Origin of the sequence: Pseudonocardia sp. KRD291 (assembly GCF_019263595.1) — a bacterium.
In the GTDB taxonomy this organism is placed as follows: Bacteria; Actinomycetota; Actinomycetes; order Mycobacteriales; family Pseudonocardiaceae; genus Pseudonocardia.
Map to the genome: position 1 here is coordinate 1 of NZ_JADQDD010000241.1, position 9,767 is coordinate 9,767.

The 9,767-nt window shown below is 73.5% G+C and carries 9 protein-coding genes and 2 pseudogenes; 4 read left to right on the forward strand and 7 right to left on the reverse strand.

The genetic code is table 11. From position 1 onward, the window contains the following. Together I4I78_RS33035 and I4I78_RS25215 are read right to left on the reverse strand one after the other, a co-directional pair. A pseudogene (locus I4I78_RS33035) lies at window positions 1–174 on the reverse strand (replication-associated recombination protein A); the annotation flags it as partial. Window positions 175–251: 77 nt separating this feature from the next. Then, a complete protein-coding gene (locus I4I78_RS25215; RefSeq protein WP_218613977.1) occupies window positions 252–1,262 on the reverse strand; it encodes a hypothetical protein in 1,011 nt (336 codons plus the stop codon). Between the two features lie 190 nt (window positions 1,263–1,452). Here I4I78_RS25215 and I4I78_RS25220 point away from each other — a divergent pair, with 190 nt between their 5' ends. The 4 genes from I4I78_RS25220 to I4I78_RS25235 are packed head-to-tail and all read left to right on the forward strand — an operon-like array spanning window position 1,453 to window position 4,010. Further along, the gene (locus I4I78_RS25220) at window positions 1,453–1,650 is read left to right on the forward strand and encodes a hypothetical protein (protein WP_218613978.1); all 198 of its coding nucleotides are present in this window, start codon (window positions 1,453–1,455) and stop codon (window positions 1,648–1,650) included. Window positions 1,651–1,701: 51 nt separating this feature from the next. After that, window positions 1,702–2,187 carry an Lrp/AsnC family transcriptional regulator gene (locus I4I78_RS25225; RefSeq protein ID WP_218613979.1) on the forward strand — a complete coding sequence of 162 codons (486 nt, stop codon included), beginning with the start codon at window positions 1,702–1,704 and terminating at the stop codon, window positions 2,185–2,187. Window positions 2,188–2,197: 10 nt separating this feature from the next. After that, window positions 2,198–3,352: an aminotransferase class I/II-fold pyridoxal phosphate-dependent enzyme gene (locus I4I78_RS25230; protein ID WP_218613980.1), complete on the forward strand. Its 1,155-nt coding sequence runs from the start codon at window positions 2,198–2,200 to the stop codon at window positions 3,350–3,352. Window positions 3,353–3,404: 52 nt separating this feature from the next. Then, on the forward strand, window positions 3,405–4,010 hold the full coding sequence (locus I4I78_RS25235; protein ID WP_218613981.1) for a hypothetical protein: 606 nt from the start codon (window positions 3,405–3,407) through the stop codon (window positions 4,008–4,010). Window positions 4,011–4,032: 22 nt separating this feature from the next. Here I4I78_RS25235 and I4I78_RS25240 read toward each other — a convergent pair whose 3' ends face one another. From I4I78_RS25240 to I4I78_RS25260, 5 genes and pseudogenes are all read right to left on the reverse strand, one after another. Continuing rightward, entirely contained in the window at window positions 4,033–4,389 is a 357-nt protein-coding gene (locus I4I78_RS25240) for a hypothetical protein (RefSeq protein WP_218613982.1), read from the reverse strand. 74 nt (window positions 4,390–4,463) lie between these two features. Then, window positions 4,464–5,648, reverse strand: a complete 1,185-nt coding sequence (locus I4I78_RS25245) for a hypothetical protein (RefSeq protein ID WP_218613983.1) — start codon at window positions 5,646–5,648, stop codon at window positions 4,464–4,466. Between the two features lie 10 nt (window positions 5,649–5,658). Further along, window positions 5,659–6,600 (reverse strand): DUF389 domain-containing protein, encoded by a 942-nt coding sequence (locus I4I78_RS25250; protein ID WP_218613984.1) that lies wholly within the window; start codon window positions 6,598–6,600, stop codon window positions 5,659–5,661. Between the two features lie 12 nt (window positions 6,601–6,612). Further along, window positions 6,613–8,493 (reverse strand): aspartate--tRNA ligase, encoded by a 1,881-nt coding sequence (gene aspS, locus I4I78_RS25255; RefSeq protein ID WP_218613985.1) that lies wholly within the window; start codon window positions 8,491–8,493, stop codon window positions 6,613–6,615. A 91-nt stretch (window positions 8,494–8,584) separates the two neighbouring features. Continuing rightward, a pseudogene (locus tag I4I78_RS25260) lies at window positions 8,585–9,767 on the reverse strand (radical SAM protein); the annotation flags it as partial.

A 9,767-nucleotide genomic window follows, 5' to 3' on the forward strand; every position in this document is an offset into this window, starting at 1 on the left:
CTCGAGCAGGCGGCGCAGCGGGGCGCCGGGCTTGAGCAGGTCGCGCTGCCCGACCACCTCGTCCAGCGACCGCGGACGCATCCGGACGGCCAGCGGCGCGTTCGCCGACGTCCGCTCGTCGGGCTCGGGCGCGTCGTCACCCGGGTCGATGTCGAACAGGCCGTCGGTGCTCATCGCCCCCCAGCGTGCCACCGGTGCCGGGACGACCCGAACACCGGCGGCCCACGCAGCTCACCGACGGAGCCCGGTCGTCACCTCTGCGCCAGCTCCGCGGACAGCCGGGCGGTGGAGACCTGGCCGGGCGCCTCGTGGTGGCGCAGCTCCGCGTAGGTCACGACGGTGACCCCGACCGCCAGCAGCGCCACCGGGATCGAGAGCAGCTGCAGGAGCGGGTTGACCCACGGGTTGGTGTCGGCGGGGCCGAGCAGCAGGGTCAGGATCTGCAGAACGATGGTCTGGTAGACGGCGCCCGCGACGGTGAACAGCAGCAGCCGCCCGAACGTGGGGAACCAGCGCGGGTTGACCAGCGAGAAGCACCGGCCGATCCCGTCCCGCTCGTACATCACCACGGCGGCCACGACGCTCAGCACGACGCCCAGGTAGATCCCGGGGATGACCAGCAGGATGAACCCGATGAAGATCAGGATCGCGGCCAGGATGCCCCAGCCCAGCAGCGGCAGCGCCCGGGAGGCGCCGAAGCGGACCGCGTCGCCCACCGGCACCGGCGCGCCGGCCGCCTCCTGGGTCACGAAGTAGTACGACGCGCCCTGCGCGATCAGCAGCGCGGCCACGAAGACCACGAGCACGATGAACCCGAGCACGACCAGCAGGATCGGTGGAGTGCCGACCACGGCGAGCAGGGCCACCAGCAGCCCCAGCACGACCGGCACGGCATAGGCCCCGACCTGGATCAGCAGCAGCGCCTTCCAGCTGCGTCCCAGCACCCCGAAGGACTTGGAGAACCACTGCGAGAACGACGTCGCGACCAGCGGGTCGTCCGGGTCGAGGGACCCGCCCTGGTACCCGGGCGGCGGATAGCCCGGGGGGCCGCCGCCTCCCGGGTACCCGGCCGGTGGCGGGTACCCCGGCTGCCCGTACTGCTGCGGGTACGGCTGCTGGCCGTACTGGCCGGGCTGCGGGTAGGGCTGTTGCCCGTACGGGTCCGGCGGACCGGGCTGCTGCGGTGAACCCCCCTGCGACTGCCCCTCGTCCCCCGGGCGTCGCTGCTGGTCACCCCCATCGGATGGCGGATAACTCGTCATGCGCGCGGACCCTAACGGGGCCCACCGGACGGAGCGGCGGTTTACCGGGTCGTCCGCCCGATCGTGATCAACCGGTCACACCGGCGTCACCGGGAACCGGACGGAAGCGGACATCGAGCCTTCTCCGGAACGCAACAGCGGCGACGCGCCGGTTCACACCCCGGCAACGCCGACCCGGCACCGTTCCTCCATGGACCACGTGACCCGCACGTCCTGCCCGCTCTGCGCACGCCCGCACACCCCCGCGGACGCCCGTGGTCTGGGCTGGAGCAGTGAACACTCCGCCACCGGCACCGCCTGGGTCTGCGGGTCGTGCACCCGCGCCCACCTCGTCGAGATCGAGACCGGGCTACCGGTGCAACGGCTCGACCTGCCCGCCACGGCCTGAGCCCGCACCACGGATGACCGCGCGCGGGAGGTGGGACGTAGGGTCGCCGGTGTGCGGGAGATCCTGGAGTTGCTGGAACGCGACGCGCAGCTGAGCCACGACACGATCGCGACCATGGTCGGTCTGACGGTCGACGAGGTCGACACCCTGATCGGCGACTGGGAACGGTCCGGGGTGATCCGCCGACACAAGGCCGTCGTCAACTGGGAGGCCGTGCAGGGCCGCGACCAGGAGGTGACGGCGTTCATCGACGTGTCGGTCGCGCCGGCCCGCAGCGTCGGCTTCGACGACGTCGCCGCCCGCATCTCCCGCTTCGACGAGGTCCGCGACTGCTACCTGGTCTCCGGCGGGCACGACCTGCGCTGCACGATCGTCGGCCGCGACATCCGCGCGATCAGCGACTTCGTCAGCCAGAAACTGTCCACGATCGACCGCGTGCAGTCCACCGCCACGCATTTCGTGCTGGCCACGCACAAGCGTGACGGCGACACGTTCGCCGAACCCGAGCCCGACCACCGCCTGCCGGTCACCCCCTGAGGCGGCGTCGATGAAGCCGCTCAACGACACGATCACCGCCTGCCCGCCGTCGGGTATCCGCCGGTTCTTCGACATCGCCGCCGAGATGGACGACGTGATCTCCCTCGGCGTGGGCGAGCCGGACTTCGTCACGCCGTGGCGGATCCGCGAGGCCGGGATCTACGCCCTGGAGCACGGCTACACGACCTACACCGGCAACGCCGGTCTCGCGCCGCTGCGCCGCCTGATCTGCGACGACCTGTCGTCGCGCTACGACGCGCACTACGCGTGGGACACCGAGTGCCTGATCACCACCGGCGTGTCCGAGGGGCTCGACCTCGCGCTGCGGGTGCTGCTCAACCCGGGTGAGGAAGTGATCGTCCCGGAGCCCTGCTACGTCGCCTACCAGCCGTGTGTGTCGTTCGCGGGCGGGACGCCGGTGGGGGTCGCGACGACGGCGGAGGACTCGTTCGCGATCGACGTCGCCGCGATCGAGGCCGCGATCACGCCGCGGACGAAGGCCATCCTGATCGGCTCCCCGGCCAACCCGACCGGCGCGGTGCAGCCGGTCGCGGTGCTGCGCGAGCTGGTCCGCCTGGCGCAGCGACACGACCTCTACCTGGTCTCCGACGAGATCTACGACCGGCTCACCTACACCGGTGTGCACACCTGTCTCGGTGCGGTGCCCGGGGCCCGCGACCGCACCGTGGTGCTGGGCGGGTTCTCCAAGGCCCAGGCGATGACGGGCTGGCGGGTCGGGTGGATGGCCGCGCCGCGCCCGATCGCCGAGCTGTGCCTGCGGGTGCACCAGTACACGATGCTGTGCGCCCCGCACGTCTCCCAGGTCGCCGCCGTCGAGGCGCTGACCTCGGCCGAGGGTGACGTGGCCGAGATGGTCGCCGACTACGACCGCCGCCGCCGGGTCTTCGTGAAGGGGCTGCGCGAGATCGGCCTGGAGTGCCCGGAGCCGTCCGGGGCGTTCTACGCGTTCCCGTCGATCCGGTCGTCGGGCCTGGACTCGGAGGAGTTCGCGGAACGGCTGCTCAAGGCCGAGAGCGTCGCGGTCGTGCCGGGCAACGTGTTCGGACCCTCCGGCGAGGGGCACATCCGCTGCTCCTACGCCACCGCCCTGCCGCAGCTGGAGCAGGCCGTGGAGCGGATGGGACGGTTCCTGGGCTCGCTCTGACGGGTTTCTCGAACGTCCTCGGACGCGTAGCCGCTCGCCTAGGGTCCGCCGCATGGACGGATTCCTCCCGCCACCGGGGACTCCCACTCTCGCCGAGAGTCGCATCCCATGGTGGCACCACGTGGTGTCGCTGCTCGCGATGCTCTCGTGCATCTACGCCGGGTTGAGCCTGCCGTCGCTGGCTCTGGCCGCGGCAGGTCGTGTCGGGCCCGTCTCCGAGGTGTCGGCCGTCGTGGGCGAGCCGAGATTCGAGCAGACGTCCAGCCGCTCGATACGGAAGCTGCGACAGATGACCACGGCCCGGTTCGCCGACGGGAACCGGATCGTCCTCGGCCCGGTCTCGGACGTCCGGCTGATGCAGGGGACGGAGATTACCCTCACCAGCTCGGAATGGACCGGTTACCCCGTGCGGGTCGAGGGCGGCTCCCAACGGATCGAGCTGCTCCCGGGCCGGTTCGGGCCACTGTGGCTGACTGTCCTCGCCCAGGCCGTGGCAGGCGCACTTCTCGTCGCGGTACGGCGGGTGCGCGGAGCGGGGTGGGTCCTGATCGTCGCGCTGGCGCTCGCGCTCGGATGCATGATCGGGATGTATACGGTCGCGCACGACGCGACACCTCGGGCGGACGGCTCGGACGCGCTACATTCGCCGGCCTCATGAGGCCGGACCGAACCGAGAGGCCTCACCTCCGTCCCGCGCGCAGTCCCCCGGCAAAACTTCGCAGCATCACCGGCCCCCGGTCACGGCCCCGGCGGGCGAGCCACGGCGCCCCCACGCCGATCAGCCAGGCGCCGCGGTCCAGGGCGGTGACCCGGCGTCCGCCCGCGCAGTCGGTCGGGACCGGGTCCGGCACCGCGAACCCGGCTTCGGCGAGCAGGTCGCCCAGCCCGCGGGCGAGCAGGCGGTGCCCGGCCTCGGACGGGTGCAGGCGGTCGACGCTCCAGGACGCCGGGTCGTAGCCGCCGGGCATCCGGTGCAGGTCCAGCACGCCGACACCCTCGCGGCCGGCCACGGCGACGTCGATCGCGGCGTTGAGCAAACCTTTGCCCGGCGCAACCCGCCTCGGACCGCCGCCTCGGACCGCCGCCTCAGACCGCGGTGCGGAACGCCGCCTCAGACCGCGGTGCGGAACGCCGGGAACACCGGCAGGCCCGGTGCGGCGTCCGGGTAGCGCTCGTCCAGGGCGCCGGCGACCCGTTCGGCCAGCTCCGCCGTGGCCGGCCGGTCGGTGAGCGCGGCCGCCTCGCCGAGCCCGCGCCAGTAGTGCCGCAGCGCGGAGCTGATCCGCGGGGACCGTCCGGCGTCGCGGCCGATCGGCCCGTCGTGTTCGAGCAGGCGCGGGAGCAGCGTGAACGTGCACCACCACACCCACAGGACGTGCGCGTCGGTGAGCCGCGACTCGAGCAGCTCCCGGTCGTCGAGCTCGGGCCAGACCGGGGCCACCTCGATCCGCCACGCGTCCTGCATCTCCGCGGCCATCCCGGGCGGCAGCGCGAAGCTCGTCGCGCAGGCCGGGAACGGCACCCGGAAGTACGCCGCGTCCAGCACGACGTCGCGGAAACAGCCCCACTCGAAGTCGACGAAGCGCACGCCCAGGCTGGTCACCAGGTTGTTGTCGGGGCAGGTGTCGGCGGGGCTGAACGCCCGGAACCGGGTGCCTCCGAGCAGCCGGGCGGTGGCCCGCGCCTCCAGCTCGGCCGATGCCGGCAGCTCCACCCCGAGGGTCTCGCGCAGCATCGCGGGCAGCCCGGCCAGCGCGGCGCGGGCCTCGTCCGAGATCGGGTCGCGGCGGGTCTTCTCCCCCAGCCGGTGCAGCAGCGCACCGAAGTCGTCCTCACGCCCGGCGGTCGAGGCCTGCATCCGGCCCAGCGCGCGGGCCCAGCTGAGCAGGCAGCGTTGCGCCGTCGCCCGGTCCGGGCCGAAGAGCTTGTCCGCCAGCGTCGAGCTGCGCCCGAGGTCCTCCAGCACCAGCAGCCGCTGCTCCGGGTCGTACGCGATGATCATGGGGCTGGGCCGGAGGTCGGCCGGGAGCGCGGTGAACAGCTGGCAGCTCGCGACCTCGTAGCGGAACGGGTCGGACGGCTCGACGTCGCCGAGGTAGTGCTTGACCACGACGTTGCGCCGCCCGGAGAACGGGTTGTGCACCATCCGCGCGCGGACGACGACCGAGTCGCCGCTGCCGCCCAGGTCCTCCGGGTCGGCCAGGTGGACGCTCGCCCCGGCCCGGCGGCTGAGCAGCCGCTCGGCTCCCGCCACGGCCTCGGCGATCGGACCGCCCGGTGAACCCGGATCTGTCATCAGGGGGACCCTACCCCTCGGACAGCCCCCGGTCCGCCCCTCGGCGACGGCTCTGGCGCCGCGCGAGCAGCAGCACCGCGGCCGCGGCCGCCACCACCCCCACGATGTTGACCAGCAGCTGCACCAGGGAGCTGACCGCCTCGCCCCAGCGCCCCTCGACCGCCGCGACCGCGGCGTAGGCCGCCGCCGGGACCGTGGTCACCGAGATGAACACCCCGACCAGCGCCGAGGACCGGGCCGAGGTCAGCGACAGCATCCCGGCCGCGCCCGCCAGCAGCGCCACGATCAGCGAGAACACGCCGACGTCGTAGATGAAGTCCATCTGCTCCAGCGCGTCCAGCGAACCGCTCGACATCAGCCCGGTCACGTCGAACGCGACGGTGGCCAGCGCGGTCACCAGGATCGCCGCCGGGAACCCGACCGCGAGCGCGAGCAGGCCCCGCCCGACCAGGTCCCGGCGGCGCAGCACCAGGCCGATCGCGACCGCGGCCATCGGCCCGAACTCCGGTCCGAGCACCATCGCCCCGACGACCGTGACCGGCGAGTCGGTGACCGCGCCGACGGCCGCGAGCAGGCAGGCGATGGTCAGGAACGACAGGAAGCTGACGGTCAGGCGGGAGTCCTCACCGGTGCGCCCGATCAGCTCGTCCCACACGACGGCGTCGGCGCCGTCGCCGGGCGCGGCCTCCTCGGCGGCGTCGGCGACGTCGGACAGGACGGTGTCGAGCTGTTCCAGGGTGATCGCACCGGTGTGGTCGATGCCGAGGTCGGTCAGCGCCGCGAGCACGTCGTCGGTGCACTCCCGGGCGATGTCGGCCTCGACCAGGTCACCGGCCGGGCGGACGGCGGCGCCGTGGTGCACCACCAGGTGCGCCACGCCCGGCTCCGCGTCCAGCACGGCACGCACGTCGGTGGTCAGCGCGGCCGGGCTGACCACCCGCAGATGCAGCACCGTGACCCGGCGTCAGCTCGCCGGCGTCGGCCCGGTGGCTCCGGGCGCCGCCGGGCCCGGCCGCTCGACGCCCGCGGCGCCACCCGGCCCGGGCGTCGCACCGCCGGGTGCCGTGCCCCCGGACGTCGACGCGGCCGGCTTCGCGTCGACGCCGGCCTCCTTGCGCTGCTGCGCGGTGATCGCGGCCGGCGCGGCGGTCAGCGGGTCGTACCCGCCGCCGGTCTTCGGGAACGCGATGACCTCGCGGATCGAGTCCATCCGGGCCAGCAGGGCGACGATCCGGTCCCAGCCGAACGCGATCCCGCCGTGCGGCGGCGGGCCGAAGGCGAACGCGTCGAGCAGGAACCCGAACTTCTCCTGCGCCTCGTCCGGGGTCAGGCCCATGATCTCGAACACGCGCTTCTGCACGTCGGCCGAGTGGATACGGATGGAGCCCCCGCCGATCTCGTTGCCGTTGCAGACGATGTCGTAGGCGTAGGCCAGCGCGTTGCCCGGGTCGGACTCGAACGTGTCGATCCACTCCGGGGTGGGCGAGGTGAACGCGTGGTGCAGAGCCGTCCAGGCGCCCGCGCCGACGGCGACGTCGTCGGTGTCGGCGGCGGACTCGAACAGCGGCGCGTCCACGATCCAGACGAACGACCAGGCGCTCTCGTCGACGGCGCCGATCCGCCGCGCGATCTCGCCGCGGGCCGCGCCGAGCAGGGCGCGGGCCTCGGTGGCCTTGCCGGCGGCGAAGAAGATGCAGTCGCCCGGGTTCGCCCCGACCGCGGCGGCCAGGCCGGACCGCTCGTCGTCGGAGAGGTTCTTCACGACCGGGCCGCGCTCGTCGACCGAGCCGTCCTCGCCGATCAGCACGTAGGCCAGCCCGCGGGCACCGCGCTGCTTGGCCCACTCCTGCCAGGCGTCGAGCGTCTTGCGCGGCTGCGACGCCCCGCCCGGCATCACGACGGCGCCGACGTAGGGGTTCTGGAACACCCGGAATTCGGTGCCGGAGAAGTACTGCGTCAGCTCGGTGAGCTCGATGTCGAAGCGCAGGTCGGGCTTGTCCGAGCCGTAACGGCTCATCGCCTCGGCGTAGCTCATCCGCCGGACCGGGGTCGGGACCTCGTAGCCGATCAGGCTCCAGATCGCGACCAGCACCTTCTCGGCGAGGGCGATCACGTCGTCCTGCTCGACGAAGCTCATCTCGATGTCGAGCTGGGTGAACTCGGGCTGCCGGTCGGCGCGGAAGTCCTCGTCCCGGTAGCAGCGCGCGATCTGGTAGTAGCGCTCCAGGCCGCCGACCATCAGCAGCTGCTTGAACAGCTGCGGGCTCTGCGGCAGGGCGTACCAGTTGCCCGGGCGCAGCCGGGCCGGGACCAGGAAGTCCCGCGCCCCCTCGGGGGTGGAGCGGGTCAGGGTCGGCGTCTCGACCTCGATGAAGTCCTCGCCGGCGAGCACGTCGCGGGCGGCCTTGTTGACGTCACTGCGCAGCTTCATCGCCGCGGCCGGACCGGGGCGGCGCAGGTCCAGGTAGCGGTGGGTCAGCCGGATCTCCTCGCCGACCCCGGCGTACTCGTCGACCGGGAACGGCAGCGGCGCCGACTCCGACAGGACGGTCAGCTCGGTGACGGTGACCTCGATCGACCCGGTGGCCAGCTCGGTGTTCTCGTTGCCCTCCGGGCGCAGCGTGACCTCGCCGACGACCTGGACGCAGAACTCGGCGCGCAGCCGGTGCGCGCGCTGCGCCATCTCGCCCTCGCGGAACACGACCTGGGCCGAACCGGAGCGGTCGCGGAGGTCGATGAAGATCACCCCGCCGTGGTCACGGCGGCGGGCCACCCATCCGGCGAGGGTCACGGTCTGGCCGGCGTGCTCGGCACGCAGGGTGCCGACGGGGTGGGTACGCATCACGACGGGAAAGGCTATCCGTCCGCCCCCGGGGACCGGTCGGCAGGTTTGCAGCGTCGTGGTCCCCCTCGTGCGCGCCGGGTCCGTGAGGTGCTCAGAGCAGGCTGAGCTGCCCCTGCAGCGGGTCGGCCGGGGCCTGCGTCGCACCGTCGCGGGTGCGCGGGGTCGGGAACGGGCGGTCCAGCCCGTGCCGGGCCAGCAGCGGCGCGACCCGGCGCCCGAGCGCCCGGCGGTACTCGGCGTCGACGTAGGCCCCGCGCCGGTAGAGCCGCTCGTACCGGGGCACCAGGGCCGGGTACTCGCGCGCCAGCCATTGCAGGAACCACTCCTTCGCCCCCGGGCGCAGGTGCAGGGCCAGCACCGTCGCCCCGGTCGCCCCGGCGGCGGCGATCTCGCCCAGGACCGCGTCCAGGGCCTCCTCGGAGTCGGTCAGCAGCGGCAGCACCGGCGCGACCATCACCCCGCACCGCAGCCCGGCGTCGGTGATCCGCCGGACCAGGTCCAGCCGTGCGGCCGGCGTCGGCGTCCCCGGCTCCAGGTGCGCCTGCAACGCGCGGTCGACCAGCGCGATCGACACCCCCATCCCGACCGGCACGTCGGCCGCCGCGGCGGCGATGTCGGGCAGGTCGCGGGCCAGCACGGTGCCCTTCGTGAGCAGCGAGAACGGCGTCCCGGAGCGGCCGAGCGCCCGGATCACCCCGGGCATCAGCCGGTAGCGGCCCTCCGCGCGCTGGTAGGGGTCGGTGTTGGTGCCCATCGCGACCGGCTCCCGGCGCCACCTCGGCGCGGACAGCTCGCGCTCGAGCACCCGGGCGACGTTGACCTTCACCACGATCTGGGAGTCGAAGTCGCGCCCCGCGTCGAGGTCGAGATAGGTGTGGGTGTTGCGGGCGAAGCAGTTGTGGCTGATCACGCCGGCGGCCACGAAGTCGCCGGTGCCGGTGGTGATGTCGAACATCGCCGTCTCGACGCCGAGGTCGTGCACCGACTCCACCCGCGGCGACCCGCCGGCCGGCTCCGCCACCGCCGCGCCGGCCACGTCCCGCACCCGCCCGACGGCCGGGTCGACCGCGGCGACGAGCCGCAGATGCTCCGCGGCGCCGCCGAGCAGCCGGAGCCGGACGGCGCCGCGCACGGCGGCCGGATCGGCCGCGACCCGGAACCCGAGGCGCCCCAGCGCGTCCACCGCGGCCCGGGCCATCTCCTCTCCCGCGACGACGATCCGGAGCCCACCGTCGGCGACCTCGCCGCACGCGTCGAGCAGCCCGGCGACGAAC